At 65.8% G+C, this 19,175-nt stretch carries 14 protein-coding genes and 1 tRNA gene; 12 read left to right on the forward strand and 3 right to left on the reverse strand.

The genetic code is table 11. The annotated features are described in order from the left end of the window. The first annotated feature begins 4 nt into the window (after positions 1-4). From glpE to FG99_RS10165, 6 genes are all read left to right on the forward strand, one after another. The gene (gene glpE / locus FG99_RS10140) at positions 5-334 is read left to right on the forward strand and encodes a thiosulfate sulfurtransferase GlpE (protein ID WP_043269294.1); all 330 of its coding nucleotides are present in this window, start codon (positions 5-7) and stop codon (positions 332-334) included. 275 nt (positions 335-609) lie between these two features. Next, positions 610-2,532: a PrkA family serine protein kinase gene (locus FG99_RS10145; protein WP_009615576.1), complete on the forward strand. Its 1,923-nt coding sequence runs from the start codon at positions 610-612 to the stop codon at positions 2,530-2,532. A 116-nt stretch (positions 2,533-2,648) separates the two neighbouring features. Beyond that, a complete protein-coding gene (locus FG99_RS10150) occupies positions 2,649-3,920 on the forward strand; it encodes a YeaH/YhbH family protein (protein WP_043269296.1) in 1,272 nt (423 codons plus the stop codon). Next, a complete protein-coding gene (locus tag FG99_RS10155) occupies positions 3,917-5,470 on the forward strand; it encodes a SpoVR family protein (RefSeq protein WP_043269299.1) in 1,554 nt (517 codons plus the stop codon). The genes FG99_RS10150 and FG99_RS10155 overlap by 4 nt, the downstream gene beginning before the upstream one ends. 58 nt (positions 5,471-5,528) lie before the next feature. Next, on the forward strand, positions 5,529-6,038 hold the full coding sequence (locus tag FG99_RS10160) for a DUF4136 domain-containing protein (protein ID WP_043269301.1): 510 nt from the start codon (positions 5,529-5,531) through the stop codon (positions 6,036-6,038). Between the two features lie 444 nt (positions 6,039-6,482). Next, entirely contained in the window at positions 6,483-7,709 is a 1,227-nt protein-coding gene (locus FG99_RS10165) for a multifunctional CCA addition/repair protein (protein ID WP_043269303.1), read from the forward strand. 157 nt (positions 7,710-7,866) lie between these two features. Here the strand turns inward: FG99_RS10165 and folK are convergent, their stop codons facing one another. Together folK and folB are read right to left on the reverse strand one after the other, a co-directional pair. Next, positions 7,867-8,403, reverse strand: a complete 537-nt coding sequence (gene folK, locus FG99_RS10170; RefSeq protein WP_043269305.1) for a 2-amino-4-hydroxy-6-hydroxymethyldihydropteridine diphosphokinase — start codon at positions 8,401-8,403, stop codon at positions 7,867-7,869. Next, positions 8,394-8,747, reverse strand: a complete 354-nt coding sequence (gene folB / locus FG99_RS10175) for a dihydroneopterin aldolase (protein ID WP_043269307.1) — start codon at positions 8,745-8,747, stop codon at positions 8,394-8,396. The genes folK and folB overlap by 10 nt, the downstream gene beginning before the upstream one ends. Before the next feature lie 82 nt (positions 8,748-8,829). Between folB and plsY the strand changes: the two genes are divergently transcribed. Then, positions 8,830-9,399 (forward strand): glycerol-3-phosphate 1-O-acyltransferase PlsY, encoded by a 570-nt coding sequence (gene plsY / locus FG99_RS10180; protein WP_009615562.1) that lies wholly within the window; start codon positions 8,830-8,832, stop codon positions 9,397-9,399. A 93-nt stretch (positions 9,400-9,492) separates the two neighbouring features. On the opposite strand, the gene tsaD is transcribed toward plsY, so the two are convergent. Beyond that, entirely contained in the window at positions 9,493-10,518 is a 1,026-nt protein-coding gene (tsaD, locus tag FG99_RS10185) for a tRNA (adenosine(37)-N6)-threonylcarbamoyltransferase complex transferase subunit TsaD (protein WP_043269309.1), read from the reverse strand. A 203-nt stretch (positions 10,519-10,721) separates the two neighbouring features. Between tsaD and rpsU the strand changes: the two genes are divergently transcribed. The 5 genes from rpsU to FG99_RS10210 all read left to right on the forward strand — a co-directional run bounded on the left by rpsU (position 10,722) and on the right by FG99_RS10210 (position 19,021). After that, complete coding sequence (gene rpsU / locus FG99_RS10190) at positions 10,722-10,937, forward strand: 30S ribosomal protein S21 (protein WP_003085057.1); 216 nt, start codon at positions 10,722-10,724, stop codon at positions 10,935-10,937. A 189-nt stretch (positions 10,938-11,126) separates the two neighbouring features. Then, entirely contained in the window at positions 11,127-13,145 is a 2,019-nt protein-coding gene (gene dnaG, locus FG99_RS10195) for a DNA primase (protein WP_043269310.1), read from the forward strand. Positions 13,146-13,223: 78 nt separating this feature from the next. Beyond that, positions 13,224-15,074: an RNA polymerase sigma factor RpoD gene (gene rpoD, locus FG99_RS10200; RefSeq protein WP_009615539.1), complete on the forward strand. Its 1,851-nt coding sequence runs from the start codon at positions 13,224-13,226 to the stop codon at positions 15,072-15,074. A gap of 119 nt (positions 15,075-15,193) precedes the next feature. After that, entirely contained in the window at positions 15,194-18,928 is a 3,735-nt protein-coding gene (locus tag FG99_RS10205) for a bifunctional diguanylate cyclase/phosphodiesterase (protein ID WP_043269312.1), read from the forward strand. Positions 18,929-18,944: 16 nt separating this feature from the next. Next, a tRNA-Ile gene (locus FG99_RS10210) sits at positions 18,945-19,021 on the forward strand. Positions 19,022-19,175: the final 154 nt, after the last annotated feature.

The following is a 19,175-nucleotide window of genomic DNA, read 5'->3' on the forward strand; positions in this document are numbered from 1 at the left end:
GAACATGAGCGAATTCAAGCGCATCGCCCCCGAACAGGCCCACCAGCTGCGCCAGGCCGGCGCCCAGGTGGTGGACATCCGCGACCCGCAGAGCTACGCGATGGGCCACGTCACCGGTTCCCGCCACATCGACAACTACTCGGTGGCCGATTTCATCCGCCAGGCCGACCTCGACGCCCCGCTGCTGGTGTTCTGCTACCACGGCAACTCCAGCCAGAGCGCGGCCGCCTACTTCGTCCAGCAGGGCTTCACCGACGTGTACAGCGTCGACGGCGGCTTCGAACTGTGGCGCAGCGTCTATCCCGCGGATACCAGCAGCGGCCAGGCGGACTGAGGGGCCCGGCCGAGGTTCCACAAATAAATCTGTAACTTCTCACCCGATTCCCCTTTACAGGCCGGATAACGAACTATCCTTTTCCTCAGGCCATCCAAAAGGGGAGAGCCGGCCCACCGGCTTCCGGGAATCGGCAGTGACCATTTGGGGCGGTTCAGGGCGCAAGCCAGGTACCGTTGGAGTTCTGGGGGAAATTCGCCGGCCACGCTGGCAGCCCGCCCGCACCCACTCACACCGATCCCGTGCCGGCTCCATGCATCGAGCGAGGAGACGTCATGAGTATTTTCAGTCACTTCCAGGAACGCTTCGAAGCGACCCGCCAGGAGGAATACTCCCTGCAGGAGTACCTGGATATCTGCAAGCAGGACAAGACCGCCTATGCCACCGCGGCCGAGCGCATGCTGATGGCCATCGGCGAGCCGGAACTGCTGGATACCTCCACCGACCCACGGCTGTCGCGAATCTTTTCCAACAAGGTGATCCGCCGCTACCCGGCGTTCGCCGACTTCCACGGCATGGAAGAATGCATCGACCAGATCGTCGCCTTCTTCCGCCACGCGGCCCAGGGCCTGGAAGAAAAGAAACAGATCATCTACCTGCTCGGCCCGGTGGGCGGCGGCAAGTCGTCCCTGGCGGAAAAGCTCAAGCAGCTGATGGAGAAGGTGCCCTTCTACGCCATCAAGGGCTCGCCGGTGTTCGAATCGCCCCTGGGGCTGTTCAACCCCGATGAGGACGGCGCCATCCTCGAGGAAGACTACGGCATCCCGCGGCGCTACCTGCGCTCGATCATGTCGCCGTGGGCGACCAAGCGGCTCAACGAGTTCGGCGGCGACATCAGCCAGTTCCGCGTGGTCAAGCTGCACCCCTCGATCCTCAACCAGATCGCCATCGCCAAGACCGAGCCGGGGGACGAGAACAACCAGGACATCTCCGCCCTGGTGGGCAAGGTGGACATCCGCAAGCTCGAGGAGTACCCGCAGAACGACGCCGACGCCTACAGCTACTCGGGCGCGCTGTGCCGGGCCAACCAGGGCCTGATGGAATTCGTCGAGATGTTCAAGGCGCCGATCAAGGTCCTGCACCCGCTGCTGACCGCCACCCAGGAGGGCAACTACAACAGCACCGAGGGCCTGGGCGGGCTGCCCTACAGCGGCATCATCCTCGCCCACTCCAACGAATCGGAGTGGCACAGCTTCCGCAACAACAAGAACAACGAGGCCTTCATCGACCGTATCTACATCGTCAAGGTCCCGTACTGCCTGCGCGTCACCGACGAGATCAAGATCTACGACAAGCTTTTGATCAACAGCTCGCTGGCCCACGCGCACTGCGCCCCGGACACCCTGAAGATGCTCTCGCAGTTCTCCGTGCTGTCGCGCCTGAAGGAGCCGGACAACTCCAACATCTACTCGAAGATGCGCGTCTACGACGGCGAGAACCTCAAGGACACCGATCCCAAGGCCAAGTCGATCCAGGAATACCGCGATGCCGCCGGGGTCGACGAGGGTATGGCCGGGCTTTCCACCCGCTTCGCCTTCAAGATCCTCTCCAAGGTGTTCAACTTCGACCCGCACGAAGTGGCGGCCAACCCGGTGCACCTGCTCTACGTGCTGGAGCAGCAGATCGAGCAGGAACAGTTCCCGCCGGAAACCCGCGAGCGCTACCTGCGCTTCATCAAGGAATACCTGGCGCCGCGCTACGTGGAATTCATCGGCAAGGAAATCCAGACCGCGTACCTTGAGTCCTACAGCGAATACGGCCAGAACATCTTCGACCGCTACGTGCTCTACGCCGACTTCTGGATCCAGGACCAGGAATACCGCGACCCGGAAACCGGCGAAATCCTCAACCGCGCCGCCCTCAACGAGGAGCTGGAGAAGATCGAGAAACCGGCCGGCATCAGCAACCCGAAGGATTTCCGCAACGAAATCGTCAACTTCGTGCTGCGCGCCCGCGCCGGCAACAACGGCAAGAACCCCAGCTGGCTGTCCTACGAGAAGCTGCGCGTGGTGATCGAGAAGAAAATGTTCTCCAACACCGAGGACCTGCTGCCGGTCATCAGCTTCAACGCCAAGGCCAGCAAGGAGGACCAGCAGAAACACAACGACTTCGTCCGGCGCATGGTCGAGCGCGGCTACACCGAGAAGCAGGTGCGCCTGCTGTCGGAATGGTATCTGCGCGTACGTAAGTCGCAGTAAAAAGCAGTTGAAAGCCGGATGCTGGAAGCCGGAAGCCAGAGGCATACCGTAACCCCCGGTTGCGGCCTGCTTCCAGCTTACCGCTTCCAGCTTCCAGCTCAGCCCGGAGGGCCTGTATGAGCTACGTCATCGACCGGCGTCTGAACGGCAAGAACAAAAGCACGGTGAACCGTCAGCGCTTCCTGCGGCGTTACCGTGAGCACATCAAGAAGGCGGTCGAGGAGGCCGTCAGCCGGCGCTCGATCACCGACATGGAGCACGGCGAGCAGATCAGCATCCCCGGCCGCGACATCGACGAACCCATCCTCCACCACGGCCGTGGCGGGCGGCAGACCATCGTCCACCCGGGCAACAAGGAATTCACCACCGGCGAGCACATCGCCCGGCCCCAGGGCGGCGGCGGTGGCCGTGGCGCCGGCAAGGCCAGCAACCAGGGCGAGGGGATGGACGACTTCGTCTTCCAGATCACCCAGGAGGAATTCCTCGACTTCATGTTCGAGGACCTGGAGCTGCCCAACCTGGTCAAGCGCCACATCACCGGCAGCGACACCTTCAAGACCGTGCGCGCCGGCATCAGCAACGACGGCAACCCCTCGCGCATCAACATCGTCCGCACCCTGCGCTCGGCCCACGCCCGGCGCATCGCCCTGACCGGTTCCACCCGCGGCAAGCTGCGCGCCGCCGTGGCCGAACTGGAACGGCTCAAGCGCGAGGAGCCGGACAACCTCGGCGACATCCAGGCGCTGGAACAGGAAATCGACCGCATGCGCGCGCGCATCGACCGCGTGCCCTTCCTGGATACCTTCGACCTCAAGTACAACCTGCTGATCAAGCAGCCCAACCCCACCTCCCAGGCGGTGATGTTCTGCCTGATGGACGTCTCCGGCTCCATGACCCAGGCGACCAAGGACATCGCCAAGCGCTTCTTCATCCTCCTGTACCTGTTCCTCAAGCGGAACTACGAGAAGATCGAAGTGGTGTTCATCCGCCACCACACCAGCGCCCGCGAGGTGGACGAGGAAGAATTCTTCTATTCCCGGGAGACCGGCGGCACCATCGTCTCCAGCGCGCTGAAGATGATGCAGGAGATCATGGCCGAGCGTTATCCCACCCACGAGTGGAACATCTACGCGGCCCAGGCCTCCGACGGCGACAACTGGAATGACGATTCGCCCGTTTGCCGCGATATCCTGATGAAGCAGATCATGCCGTTCGTGCAGTACTACACCTACGTCGAGATCACCCCGCGCGAGCACCAGGCGCTGTGGTTCGAGTACGAACGGGTGCGCGAAGCCTTCGAAGACAGCTTCGCCCAGCAGCAGATCGTCTCCGCCGCGGACATCTACCCGGTGTTCCGCGAACTGTTCCAGAGGAGGCTAGTCGCATGAGCAAGCGCCAGCCCATCGCCACCGGGTCGGAATGGACCTTCGAGCTGATCCGCCAGTACGACCGGGAGATCAGCCGTATCGCCGAGCGCTACGCGCTGGACACCTACCCGAACCAGATCGAGGTCATCACCGCCGAGCAGATGATGGACGCCTACGCCTCGGTTGGCATGCCCATCGGTTATAACCACTGGTCCTACGGCAAGCATTTCCTCAGCACGGAAAAGAACTACAAGCGCGGGCAGATGGGCCTGGCCTACGAGATCGTCATCAACTCCGACCCCTGCATCGCCTACCTGATGGAGGAGAACACCCAGTGCATGCAGGCGCTGGTGATCGCCCACGCCTGCTACGGGCACAACAGCTTCTTCAAGGGCAACTACCTGTTCCGCACCTGGACCGACGCCAGCTCGATCATCGATTACCTGGTGTTCGCCAAGCAGTACATCATGCAGTGCGAGGAGCGCTACGGCATCGACGCGGTGGAAGACCTGCTGGACTCCTGCCACGCCCTGATGAACTACGGCGTCGACCGCTACAAGCGGCCCTACCCCATCTCCGCCGAGGAAGAGCGGCAGCGCCAGAAGGAACGCGAGGAACTCATCCAGCGCCAGGTCAACGACCTGTGGCGGACCATCCCGCGCGCCGCCGGCAAGGACAAGGAACAGGAACTGGCGCGCTACCCCAGCGAGCCGCAGGAGAACATCCTCTACTTCATCGAGAAGAACGCCCCGCTGCTGGAGCCCTGGCAGCGCGAGGTGGTGCGCATCGTGCGCAAGGTGGCGCAGTACTTCTACCCGCAGCGCCAGACCCAGGTGATGAACGAAGGCTGGGCGACCTTCTGGCACTACACCCTGATCAACGACCTCTACGACGAGGGCCTGGTCACCGACGGCTTCATGATGGAGTTCCTCCAGTACCACACCAGCGTGGTCTACCAGCCCGGCTTCGACAGCCCCTACTACAGCGGCATCAACCCCTACGCCCTGGGCTTCGCCATGTACCGCGACATCCGCCGCATCTGCGAGGAGCCCACCGAGGAAGACCGCCGCTGGTTCCCGGACATCGCCGGCAGCGACTGGCTGGCCACCCTCAAGTTCGCCATGAAGAGCTTCAAGGACGAGAGCTTCGTGCTGCAGTTCCTCTCGCCCAAGGTGATCCGCGAGTTCAAGCTGTTCAGCATCCTCGACGACGACCAGAAGGACGACCTGCTGGTCGACGCCATCCACGACGACGACGGCTACCGCAAGATCCGCGAGACCCTCGCCGCGCAGTACAACCTGGGCAACCGCGAGCCCAACGTGCAGATCTGGAACGTCGACCGCCGCGGCGACCGCTCCCTGACCCTGCGCCACCAGCAGCACGACCGCCAGCCGCTGGGCGAATCCACCGAGGACGTGATGAAGCACCTGCACCGCCTGTGGGGCTTCGACATCCACCTGGAAACCCTCAACGGCGAGCAGGTCGTGCAGACCCACCACATGCCCCCAAAGGGTGAACGCGAGAACGAGGACGGCTACCCGCGGCTGGACCTGATCATCCCGCCCATTTGATCGGTTGACCCTACCCGGGGCAGGATCGAGCATGACGCCAAGCCCAGCCGAGGTCGCCATGCGTCTTTTCGCCATCCTCCTGCTCTGCCTCGCTCTCGCGACCTGCACCACGCAGGTCCCCCTGGCCCGCGTGACCCAGGCGGCGGACAGCCGCCTGGCCGGCCTGCAAGCCTTCCAGCTGATGCCCCCGGAAAACGCCGTCGACGCCCTGCCCTACGCCAGCCGCTACCCGCTGATCAACGCCTGGCTGCGCCAGGGCCTGGAGCAGCGCGGCTACCACGAGGCCGGCGCTGCGCAACTGCGCGTCTACTACTGGCTGGCCCTGCGCGACGCGCCGCTGGAATTCAAGGTCGACGTGCCGCCGCCGCAATCCCTCGGCCCCTACCTGGCCATCCACCGCCTGCGCGACGAAACCGGCACCCTGCGCGTGCGCCTGACCGACCTGCAGGACCGGGTGCTCTGGGAAGGCACCGTCAGCACCTGCTTGAGCCCGGCCCACGCCAGCAGCGAACTGCTGCAGCACGCAGTCGAAGCACTGGTAAGCCAGATTCCCCAAGCCACCCCGTAGGATGGTGTTGAGCGAAGCGATACCCATCACCGCAACCGCATGGGTTTCGCAAGCTCAACCCATCCTACGGTGCGTGTTTGCCGTAGCGGACCTTGTCCGCGATAGCCGGAGGTTCCGGCGCGATTCGCGGATGAGATCCGCTCCTACACTGCCCCACCCGTACCATTCCCCTGTAGGAGCGCGCCCTGCGCGCGATTTCGCGGGCAGGGCCCGCTCCTACAATTTGCTGTGAGGTATGGAGTTTCCTCGTAGGAGCGGACCTTGTCCGCGATAGCTGGAGGTTCCGGCGCGATTCGCGGATGAGATCCGCTCCTACGCCGCCCCACCCACGCAACTCCTTGTAGGAGCGGGCCCTGCCCGCGATTCGCGCGCAGGGCGCGCGCCTACAGGCTTGCCCCCCGCTCTCCGAAGCCCGAAGCTATCCCCCTGACAGGAGAAAGCTTCATGCAGATCTACAAGGTAGGCGGCGCCGTGCGCGACCGTCTGCTCGGCCAAACGGTCAGCGATACCGACTGGGTGGTGGTCGGCGCCAGCGCCGAAGACATGCTCGAGAAGGGCTACCGCCCGGTGGGCGCGGACTTTCCGGTATTCCTCCATCCCAAGACTGGCGAGGAATACGCCCTGGCCCGCACCGAACGCAAGAGCGGCCGCGGCTACGGCGGCTTCACCTTCTATGCCAGCCCCGACGTGAGCCTGGAAGAAGACCTGGTGCGCCGCGACCTCACCATCAACGCCATGGCCGAGGACGACAGCGGCCGACTGATCGACCCCTACGGCGGCCAGCGCGACCTCGAAGCCCGCCTGCTGCGCCACGTCTCCCCGGCCTTCGTCGAAGACCCGCTGCGCGTGCTGCGCGTGGCCCGCTTCGCCGCGCGCTTTGCCCCACTGGGCTTCAAGGTCGCCGACGAAACCCTGACGCTGATGCGCGAGCTGTCCGAATCCGGCGAGCTGGAAGCCCTGACGCCCGAACGCAGCTGGAAGGAAATCGCCCGCGCCCTGATGGAAGCCCGCCCCGACGTGTTCGTCCAGGTGCTGCGCGACTGCGGCGCCCTGGCCGTGCTGATGCCCGAGGTAGACGCCCTGTTCGGCGTGCCACAACCGGCGCAGCACCACCCGGAAATCGACACCGGCGAACACCTGCTGGCCGTGCTGCGCCAGTGCGCCGAGCACCGCCAGCCGCTGACCGTGCGCTGGGCCTGCCTGCTCCACGACCTGGGCAAGGCGCGCACCCGCCGCGAGGAATGGCCCCGGCACATCGCCCACGAACACCTGGGCCTGCCGTTGATCGATGCGGTCAACGCCCGCTTCAAGGCGCCGCGCGACTGCCAGGAACTGGCGCGCCTGGTCGGCGAGTACCACACCCACGCCCACCGCGCCCTGGAGCTGCGGCCCAGCACCCTGCTGGAGCTGTTGCAGGCCTTCGACGTCTACCGCCGGCCGCAGCGTTTCGAGGAATTCATCGCCGCCAGCGAAATGGACGCCCGCGGCCGCCACGGACTGGAAAACCGCGCTTATCCACAAGCCGACTACCTGCGCGGCGCCGCCAGGGCAGCCCGCGAAGTAGCGGTACAGCCATTGCTGGAAAAGGGCTTCAAGGGCGCAGAACTGGGCGAAGCCCTCAAGCGCGAACGCCTGAAGGCGCTCAAAGCCTACAAGGAAGCTCACCCGTAGGGCGTATAACCGTTCGCGGTTATACGCCGCCACACCCCAAACCACCGCCAACTCCAAAGCTGAACCCGGAGTGACCTGGAGCCCAGGTCAAACGGCGGATAACGTCGAACGTTATCCGCCCTACGCCCCGCCCTCTTGCAGGCGCGAGCAGACGGAATCAGGCCGCCGGATGCGCCTCGATCAGCGCGGCCGGCGTCAGCTCGGCGCCGCGCCACTGGAAGGGCACCGGCCACAGGCGCTGGTCGATGTCCGCCTCGGCCCAGAGGCTGGCGAAATCACGCCCGGCGCCCGGATGACGCACATCGGGCGCCAGCAGCGCCAGCGGCCAGAGCACGAAGGCGTTCTTCAGCACCTCGGCACGCGGCAGCACCAGGCCGTCGAACTCGCCGTGCAGGTCGCCATAGAGCAGCACGTCGATGTCCAGCGGCAGGCCCTTGCGCTCCGGCGCATAGCGGCCGTTGTCGGCCTCGATGTGCTTCAGGCGCAGGCTCAGCTCGGCCAGCGGCAGCTCGGTCTCGCCGGTCACCACCAGATTGATGAAGGGGCCGCTGCGGATGCCCACCGGCTCGCTTTCGAACACCGGCGAGCAGCGCAGGTTGCGGACGAAGCCGGTGAGCGCCTCGAGCCCGGCGTGCAGATGGCGCTCGCGCTCGATGTTGCTCCCCAGGCCGAGGAAAACGGTGGTCAGCGGCATCCGCGTTCGATCTCCACGCCAACGCCGGCGGCAGCGGCGACCGCCCCCGGCTTGGTCACCCGCAGGCGCAGCCAGCGGATGCCGAATTCGCCCATCAGCAGCGCGGCCAGGCGCTCGGCGAAGGTTTCCACCAGCTGGAAATGCGCGTCACGGGCGAACTCGCCGATGCGCTCGGAGAGCACCGCATAGTCCAGCGCCTTGGCGATGTCGTCGTCGGCCGCCGCCGGGCGGATGTCCCAGCCCAGGTCCAGGTCCAGACGCAGGCACTGGCGTATCCCCCGTTCCCAGTCGTAGACGCCGATCACGGTGTCCACTTCCAGGCCCTCGATAAAAACTTTGTCCACTTACTGCTGCTCCAAGGCCAGTGCACGACAAGCGTACGCCACCCCGCTAGAATCGGGGACAGTCTCGTCCCCGGTGGAAACCATGGTCTGGCTCTTGGCGATCCTCGCCTACCTGCTCGGCTCGCTGTCCTTCGCGGTACTCCTCAGTCGCCTCTTCGGCACCGCCGACCCGCGCGCCGGCGGCTCCGGCAACCCCGGCGCCACCAACATGCTGCGCCTGGCCGGGAAGAAGGCCGCCATCCTCACCCTCGTCGGCGACCTGGCCAAGGGCCTGGTGCCGGTGCTCGTCGCCCGCCTGTTCGGCCTGGGCGCGATGCAGGAGGCCTGGGTCGGCGTGGCGGCAGTGATCGGCCACCTCTACCCGCTGTACTTCAACTTCCGCGGCGGCAAGGGCGTGGCCACCGCCGCCGGCATGCTCCTGGCGCTCTACCCGCCGGCCGCGCTGCTCGCCGCGGTGGCCTGGCTGCTCACCTTCAAGCTCTCGCGCACCAGTTCGCTCGCCTCGCTGGTCGCCACCCCGCTCACCCTGCCGCTGCTGGCCTGGCAACTGCCGGCGGCGCTGCTGCCGATGACGGTGCTGACCGGGCTCATCGTCTGGCGCCACCGCGGCAACCTGCGCGACCTCGTGGCCGGGCGCGAACGGCATTTCTAGGGCAGGGAGCTTCAAGCCACCAGCGACAAGCTGCAAGCGAAAAGTGGCGGCACGCCGCTGGCAGCTTGCCGCCTGTCGCTTGCAGCCATCTTTTTATACCGCCGGCAGCGACTCCATCGGCCAGCGCGCGCGCACGTCGATCGCCGGGCCGTCATGCTGGCCGGCCAGCAGGCGCTGGCAGCCGGCGTAGGCGATCATCGCGCCGTTGTCGGTGCAGAACCGCGGGCGGGCATAGAACACCTGGCCGCGGAGTTCGCCGAGCATCTTCTGCAGGTGCTCGCGCAGGGCGCGGTTGGCGCTCACCCCGCCGGCGATCACCAGGTTCTTCAGGCCGGTCTGCTTGAGGGCGCGGCGGCACTTGATGGTCAGCGTCTCGACCACCGCCTGCTGGAACGCCAGGGCGATATCGCAGCGCGTCTGCTCGCCGTCGTCGCCCGCCTCCCGGCAACGCTGCCAGGTGTTCAGGGCGAAGGTCTTCAGGCCGCTGAAGCTGAAGTCCAGGCCCGGACGGTCGGTCATCGGCCGCGGGAAGACGAAGCGCCCCGGCGTGCCTTGTTCCGCCAGGCGGGCGATCTCCGGGCCACCGGGGTAGCCCAGGCCGAGCAGCTTGGCGGTCTTGTCGAAGGCCTCGCCGGCGGCGTCGTCCAGGGACTCGCCGAGCAGCTGGTAGCGGCCGATGCCGTCCACCCGCACCAGTTGGGTGTGGCCGCCGGAGACCAGCAGGGCGACGAACGGGAACTGCGGCGGCTGCTCTTCCAGCATGGGCGCCAGCAGGTGGCCTTCCATGTGGTGCACGCCGACCGCCGGTATGCCCCAGGCGAACGCCAGGGCCTGGGCGCAGGAGGCGCCGACCAGCAGCGCGCCCACCAGGCCGGGGCCGGCGGTGTAGGCGATGGCGTCGATGTCGCCGCTCTGGCAGCCGGCCTCGTCGAGCACCTGGCGGATGAGCGGCAGCATGCGCTTGACGTGGTCGCGCGAGGCCAGCTCGGGCACGACCCCGCCGTAGACGCGATGCAGGTCTATCTGACTGAACAGCGCATCGGCCAGCAGGCCGCGCTCGCTGTCGTAGAGGGCGACGCCGGTTTCGTCGCAGGAGGTTTCCAACCCCAGCACACGCATGGGTTCGAGCCTTCAACTCTGGGCAAATGGGAAGCGGCGCATGATAATCGCCCGCTGCGGGTACCGACCAGCGTTTTTCGATCGGAGGCTTTGCATTCCTGAGCCCGAACCGTTAATATCCGCAACCCTTGAAAACCGCCGTCTCCAGTGCCTACTGCCAGGAGCGCGATAAATCCCCGGTAATCATTGAAGGTACGACCTGGATGCCCGCCGTCAAAGTTAAAGAGAACGAACCCTTCGACGTAGCCCTGCGTCGTTTCAAGCGCTCCTGCGAAAAAGCCGGTGTACTGGCTGAAGTCCGTAGCCGCGAGTTCTACGAGAAGCCCACCGCCGAGCGCAAGCGCAAGGCCGCTGCCGCCGTCAAGCGTCACGCCAAGAAAGTGCAGCGCGAACAGCGTCGCCGCGAGCGTCTGTACTGAGTTCGACTCAGCCGCACGCTCTGCACATCGCCCGGCCCACTCGCCGGGCGAGTGCCTGAAAAGCTACACCGCACTCCGATTCGCACCTGGCGAAGCTCGGAGTTTTTTGCTTTTCACGCCCCATGAAATGCCATACTCCAAGCCAGCCTTGAGTGTATGCCTGGGTCCATCCTGCGTCCCGACGAGTCTATGGCCGGCCTGATTCCGCAATCCTTCATCGATGACCTGCTCAACCGCACCGACATCCTCGATGTGGTGAGTTCGCGCATCCAGCTGAAGAAGACCGGCAAGAACTACAGCGCCTGCTGCCCGTTCCACAAGGAGAAGACGCCCTCCTTCACCGTCAGCCCCGACAAGCAGTTCTACTACTGCTTCGGCTGCGGCGCCGGCGGCAACGCGCTGGGCTTCATCATGGACCACGACAACCTGGACTTCGTCCAGGCCGTCGAGGACCTGGCCAAGCGCGCCGGCATGGACATCCCCCGCGAGGAGGGCCGGCGCGGCAAGCCGCGGCAGCCGACCGACTCGCCGCTGTACCCGCTGCTGAGCGCCGCCGCCGACTACTACCGCCAGGCACTGAAAAGCCACCCGGCGCGCAAGGCCGCGGTGGAATACCTCAAGGGCCGCGGCCTGACCGGCGAGATCGCCCGCGACTTCGGCCTCGGCTTCGCCCCGCCGGGCTGGGACAACCTGCTCAAGCACCTGGGCGGCGACAACCTGCAGCTCAAGGCCATGCTCGACGCCGGCCTGCTGGTGGAGAACCCCGACAGCGGCAAGCGCTACGACCGCTTCCGCGACCGGGTGATCTTCCCCATCCGCGACAGCCGCGGGCGGGTGATCGCCTTCGGCGGCCGGGTGCTGGGCGACGACAAGCCCAAGTACCTGAACTCCCCGGAAACCCCGGTATTCCACAAGGGCCAGGAACTCTACGGGCTGTTCGAGGCGCGCAAGAACAACCGCGACCTCGACGAAATCATGGTGGTGGAAGGCTACATGGACGTGATCGCCCTGGCGCAACAGGGCATCCGCAACGCCGTGGCCACCCTCGGCACCGCCACCAGCGAGGAACACATCAAGCGCCTGTTCCGCCTGGTGCCGAACATCCTGTTCTGCTTCGACGGCGACCAGGCCGGACGCAAGGCCGCCTGGCGCGCCCTGGAATCGGCCCTGCCGAACCTGCAGGACGGCCGCAAGATCCGCTTCCTGTTCCTCCCCGAGGGCGAGGACCCGGACAGCCTGGTCCGCGCCGAAGGCCCCGACGCCTTCCGTGCGCGCCTGGTGCAGCAGGCCCAGCCGCTGGCCGACTACTTCTTCCAGCAACTGATGCAGGAAGCCGACCCCAGCACCCTGGAAGGCAAGGCGCACCTGGCGACCCTGGCCGGCCCGCTGCTGGAGAAGATCCCCGGCAACACCCTGCGCCTGCTGATGCGCCAGCGCCTGGGCCAGCTCACCGGACTGAGCGGCGAGGCGCTCAACCACCTGAACGCGCCACGCTCAAGCGGCGGCCAGAGCCATGCCCAAGGGCACGGCCAGGCCACGCCAAGCGTCGCCCCGGACAGCCACGCGCATGAATACAGCGACTACGATGTAGGCCACTTCGCCGATCACGGCGAGCCCAGCTACCAGGACAGCGCCAGCTATTTCGAGGCGCCGTCGGATTTCGCTGGCGGCAAAGCGGGCAAGAAGCCCTGGAAGGGCGAGCGCAAATGGGACGGCAAAGGTGGCAAGGGCGGCAAGCGCGGCGACTTCGCCCCGCGCCAGCCGCGCACCGAGATCAGCGTCGAATCGCCCACCCTGACCGCGCTGCGCACCCTGCTGCATCACCCGCAGCTGGCGCAGAAGGTCGAGGACGCCAGCCATTTCGCCAACGAAGGGCAGACCTACTCGCAGCTGCTGGCAGCGCTCGTCGAAGCGCTGCAGAAGAACCCGAAGCAGCGCTCGATGCAACTGATCGCGCGCTGGCACGGCACCCCGCAAGGACGCCTGCTGCAGGCCCTGGCGGAAAAGGAATGGCTGATCGACCAGGGCAATCTTGAAAAGCAGTTCTGCGACACCATTACTACACTTGCACACAGTCAACTGCACAACAGCCGCGAGGCGCGGCTGCGCAGCGTGATGCAGAAGAGCCCCAGTGAACTGACTGACGAAGAGAAAGCTCTATTGAGGGAACACTTCAGCAATGCCTCTTCACCAGGCCCCCAGAGCTGAACTGGCGCCTGAAGCCTCGAAGCTGGTATAATCCTCGGCTTATTTCAGCCCGCCAAGACCTTCAGTGGATAGGGTGTTATGTCCGGAAAAGCGCAACAGCAATCTCGTCTCAAAGAGTTGATCAGCCGTGGTCGTGAGCAGGGCTACCTGACTTACGCGGAGGTCAACGACCACCTGCCGGAGGATATTTCCGATCCGGAACAGGTGGAAGACATCATCCGCATGATCAACGACATGGGGATCAACGTATTCGAGACAGCCCCGGATGCGGATGCCCTGTTGCTGGCCGAAACCGATACCGACGAAGCCGCAGCCGAAGAGGCCGCCGCTGCCCTGGCCGCGGTGGAGAGCGACGTCGGCCGCACCACTGACCCGGTGCGCATGTACATGCGCGAAATGGGCACCGTGGAACTGCTGACCCGCGAAGGCGAGATCGAAATCGCCAAACGCATCGAGGAAGGCATCCGCGAAGTCATGAGCGCCATCGCCCAGTTCCCTGGCGCGGTGGACGGCATCCTCGACGAATACCAGCGGGTGGTCAGCGAAGGCGGCCGCCTGTCCGACATCCTCAGCGGCTACATCGACCCGGACGACGGCTCGGTTCCCGCCGAGGAAGTCGAACTCGACCTCAAGGACAAGGGCGGCGACGCCAAGGCCAAGGATGACGAGGAAGAGGACGAGGAGTCCGACGACGACAGCGAAGACGAAGGCGACGGCGGTCCGGACCCGGAAGAGGCCGCGCGCCGCTTCGGCCTGGTCGCCGACCAGTTGGACAAGACCAAGAAGGCGCTGAAGAAGCACGGCCGCGGCAGCAAGCAGGCCGATGCGGAAATGCTCGCCCTGGCCGAACTGTTCATGCCGATCAAGCTGGTGCCCAAGCAGTTCGACGCCCTGGTCACCCGCGTGCGCGACGCCCTGGACCAGGTGCGCCGCCAGGAACGCGCCATCATGCAACTGTGCGTGCGTGACGCCCGCATGCCGCGCGCCGATTTCCTGCGCCTGTTCCCCGGCCGGGAAACCGACGAAGCCTGGGTCGACAGCGTGCTCAAGGCCAAGCCGAAGTACGCCGAAGCCCTGGAGCGCGTGAAGGACGACGTCATCCGCAACCAGCAGAAGCTGTCCGCGCTGGAAAGCAACGTCGACCTCAAGGTCTCGGAAATCAAGGACGTCAACCGCGCCATGTCCATCGGCGAGGCCAAGGCCCGCCGCGCCAAGAAGGAAATGGTCGAGGCGAACCTGCGTCTGGTGATCTCCATCGCCAAGAAGTACACCAACCGCGGCCTGCAGTTCCTCGACCTGATCCAGGAAGGCAACATCGGCCTGATGAAGGCGGTGGACAAGTTCGAATACCGCCGCGGCTACAAGTTCTCGACCTACGCCACCTGGTGGATCCGCCAGGCGATCACCCGCTCGATCGCCGACCAGGCGCGCACCATCCGTATCCCGGTGCACATGATCGAGACCATCAACAAGCTCAACCGTATTTCCCGCCAGATGCTGCAGGAAATGGGCCGCGAACCGACCCCGGAAGAGCTGGGCGAACGCATGGACATGCCGGAAGACAAGATCCGCAAGGTCCTGAAGATCGCCAAGGAACCGATCTCCATGGAAACCCCGATCGGTGACGACGAAGACTCGCACCTGGGCGACTTCATCGAGGACTCCACCATGCAGTCGCCCATCGAAGTGGCGACCAGCGAGAGCCTCAAGGAAGCCACCCGCGAAGTCCTCGCCGGCCTCACCGCGCGGGAAGCCAAGGTGCTGCGCATGCGCTTCGGCATCGACATGAACACCGACCACACCCTCGAGGAAGTCGGCAAGCAGTTCGATGTGACCCGCGAGCGTATCCGCCAGATCGAAGCCAAGGCGCTGCGCAAGCTGCGCCACCCGTCGCGAAGCGAGCACCTGCGCTCCTTCCTCGACGAGTGATCGAAAAACCCCCGGCACAGCCCGGGGGTTTTTCTTTCAGGGATACTGGCAGGGGGCTACTGGAGCGGCCGGGGCCCGACTACACTTCGGCATATCCACTCCCCGGGTCCGAGGCTCCCATGCCGCGTCTGCAGGCTCTTCTGTTGTGCTTGGCATGCTGGGTCCTCCAGGCGCAGGCGCTCACCCTAACGCCGGAAGAACAGGCCTGGCTGCGCCAGCATCCGCAGCTGCGCCTGGGCGTGGACGCCTCCTGGCCACCCTTCGAGTTCCGCGACGACCAGGGCCGCTACCAGGGGCTCGCCGCCAGCTACGTGCAACTGATCAGCGACCGCCTGCAGGTCGGCATGCAGCCCAGCGAACCGAGCAGCTGGAACGAAGTCCTGCAGCAGGCGCGCAACGGCCAGGTCGACCTGCTGCCAGGCATCATGGCCACGCCCGAACGCAGCGAATACCTGACCTTCACCCGCCCCTACCTGGACTTCCCCATCGTCATCCTCGCCCGCAAAGATGGCCCCAACCCGGAGAACCTGCGCGAGCTGTACGGCCTGAAGGTCGGCGTGGTCGACCACTACGCGCCCCATGAACTGCTGATCGCCAAGCACCCGGACCTCAACCTGCTGCCCCTGCCGAGCGTCGCGGCGGCCCTGCAGGCCCTGGCCACCGGGCAGGTCGACGCCTTCGTCGGCGACTTCGCCTCCAGCGTCTGGAGCCTGCGCCAGCTCAAGCTCGAAGGCATCCAGATCAGCGGCGAAACGCCCTATCGCTACCAACTGGCCATGGCGGTGCCGCGCAGCGACGCGATGCTCGCCGGCATCCTCGACAAGCTCTTCGCCGAACTCAGCAGCGACGAAGTCGAAGCCCTGCAGACACCCTGGGTCGGCGGCCTGCTGGACAACCGCCCGGCCTGGTCGCACCACCTGCTGAGCATCGGCCTGCCGGCCCTGCTGGTGAGCCTGGCGATCGTCGCCACCCTGGTAGCGATGAACCGCCGCCTGCGCGGCGAAGTGGCGCGGCGAGTGAGGCTCGAACAGGCCCTGCGCGACAGCGAGCAGCATTTCCGCGGCCTGGTCGAGAGCATGGCCGCCATCGCCTGGGAAATGCGCCTGTCGGAAAACCGCTTCACCTACGTCTCGCCCCACGCCCAGGAACTGCTGGGCTACCCGCAGCACGAATGGCTGCAGCCGGGCTTCTGGCAGCGCACCCTGCACCCGGCCGACGCCGAACAGGCGGTGAGCTTCTGCTTCTCGGAAAGCCGCGCCGGGCGCAACCACAGCCTGGACTACCGGATGCTCGCCGCCGACGGCCGCGTGGTGTGGATACGCGACATCGTCACCCTCATCCGCCACGGCGACGAACTCATCCTGCGCGGCCTGATGATCGACATCACCGAGGCCAAGCGCACCGAGCAGGCGCTGCGCCTGTCCGAGCAGAAGTTCGCCTCGGTGTTCCACCACTGCCCGGACATCATCGTCCTGGCCCGGCGCATCGACGGGCGCCTGCTGGCGGTGAACAGCACCTTCGAGCAGCAGGTCGGCATCCCCGCCAGCGAAGCCCTGGGCAAGACCGCCACCGAGCTGAACATCTGGAGCGAACCGGGCATGGGCCCGCGCATGCTCGAACGCCTGCAGGGCGAGAACCTCAACAACATCGAGATCAGCCTGCATCGCCGCGACGGCAGCCGCTTCACCGCCCTGCTCTCGGCCCAGCGCGTGGCCCTGGACGACACGCCCGCCCTGGTGGTGGTGGCGCGCAACATCTCCCAGCTCAAGCAGACCCAGGAGCAACTGCGCGCCTCCGAGGAAAAATTCGCCAAGGCCTTCCACGCCTCCCCCGACGGCATGCTCATCACCCGCATCCGCGACGGCCTGCTGCTGGAGGCCAACGAAGGCTTCACCCGCATCACCGGCTACGGCCGCGAGAGCGCCAGCGAACGCTCGACACTGGAACTGGGCCTGTGGGCCGACCCGCAGGACCGCGAGCGCCTGCTGCAGATGATCCGCGAACGCTCGACGGTGCAGGACTTCACCGCCTTCATCCGCACCCGCGAAGGCGCCGCCCGGCTCTGCGAACTCTCGGCGCACCACATCGTCATCAGCGGCGAAGACTGCCTGCTGACCATCGCCCGCGACATCACCGAACGCCAGCAGATGCAGGAAAAGCTCACCCTGGCCGCCACCGTGTTCGAAAGCACCGCCGAAGGCGTGATGATCACCGACGCCAGCCAGCGCATGATCGCGGTCAACCGCGCCTTCAGCGAAATCACCGGCTACGGCGAGGACGAAGTGCTGGGCCAGTCGCCGCGCCTGCTGGCCTCGGGGCAGCACGACAGCAGCTTCTACGTCGCCATGTGGCACCACCTCAACGCCGAAGGCCACTGGCAGGGCGAGATCTGGAACCGGCGCAAGAGCGGCGAACTCTACCCGGAGTGGCTGACCATCAGCGCCGTGCGGGGCAACAACGGCGAAACCAGCCACTTCGTCGGCGTCTTCGCCGACATCTCCACGCTCAAGTACGCCCAGGCCCGCCTCGACTACCAGGCCCACCACGACCCGCTCACCGGCCTGCCCAACCGCCTGCTGTTCGAATCGCGCCTGACCTCCGCCCTGAAGGAAAGCCAGGAAGAACAGCAGCTGGGCGCCGTGCTGTTCCTCGACCTGGACCGCTTCAAGCACATCAACGACAGCCTCGGCCACCCGGTCGGCGACCAGTTGCTGAAATCCATCGCCCGGCGCCTGCGCGAACAGCTGCGCGACATCGACACCGTAGCCCGCCAGGGCGGCGACGAATTCATCATCCTGCTGCCCGGCCTGCACCAGAGCGCCGACGCCGAACACGTGGCGAAAAAACTGCTGAACTGCTTCAGCCATGCCTTCGTCGCCGACGACAAGGAATTCTTCGTCAGCGCCAGCATCGGCATCAGCCTGTTCCCGGTGGACGGCAAGGACGTCGCCACCCTGGTGAAGAACGCCGACGCCGCCATGTACCGGGCCAAGGCCCAAGGCCGCAACCGCGTCGAGTTCTACACCCGCGAGCTGACCTTCCAGGCCAACGAACGCGTGGCCCTGGAGCACGAACTGCGCCGCGCCCTGGAAACCCATCAGCTGCAGCTGTACTACCAGCCCAAGCAGGCCCTGGACACCGGCGCGCTGGTCGGCGCCGAAGCGCTGATCCGCTGGAGCCACCCCAAGTACGGCGCCATCCCGCCGGACCGCTTCATCCCCCTGGCCGAGGAAACAGGGCTGATCCTGCCCCTGGGCACCTGGGTACTGGAAGAAGCCTGCCGGCAGATGAGCCGCTGGCAACAGAGCCACGCCGCCTTCGGCCCGCTGTCGGTGAACCTCGCCGGCGCCCAGCTGTACCAGCACGACGTGGTCGACCAGGTGCGCGAACTGCTGCAGCGCTACAACCTGCACGCCCCCAGGCTGCAACTGGAGATCACCGAGAACTTCCTGATGCACCAGACCGACGAGGCCCTGACCACCCTGCACGCCCTGAAACGCCTGGGCGTACAACTGGCCATCGACGACTTCGGCACCGGCTACTCCTCGCTCAGCTACCTCAAGCAGCTGCCGCTGGACATCCTCAAGATCGACCAGTCCTTCGTCCACGGCCTGCCGGACGACCCGCACGACGCCGCCATCGCCCGCGCCATCATCGCCCTGGGCCGCAGCATGAACCTGACCATCATCGCCGAAGGCGTGGAACGCGAAGAACAGGAACGCTTCCTCGCCGAAGAAGGCTGCGACCAGGTCCAGGGCTACGCCCTCAGCCCGCCCCTGCCTGCGGAACAGTTCGCAGCCCGCTTCCTCACCCCACTGCATCCGATTGGCACCGCGCAAGGGACGCCGGTATAATCCGCCGGCCTTCTGGGGGCCTATAGCTCAGTCGGTTAGAGCAGAGGACTCATAATCCTTTGGTCCACGGTTCGAGTCCGTGTGGGCCCACCACCTTCAAAGCCGCGCACAGCGCGGCTTTATGCTTTTTACGGTAGTGGCCCTCGGATCAGTCCTTTGGTCCAAAGGTACGAAAACGGTACAGCGCTGGCACGCCAGCCTACCTTTGGAGTCCTTCTCAGATGGCCACGATCGTCAAAACCCTCCC

The organism is Pseudomonas sp. AAC, assembly GCF_000725445.1.
GTDB classification, from domain to species: Bacteria; Pseudomonadota; Gammaproteobacteria; order Pseudomonadales; family Pseudomonadaceae; genus Pseudomonas; species Pseudomonas citronellolis.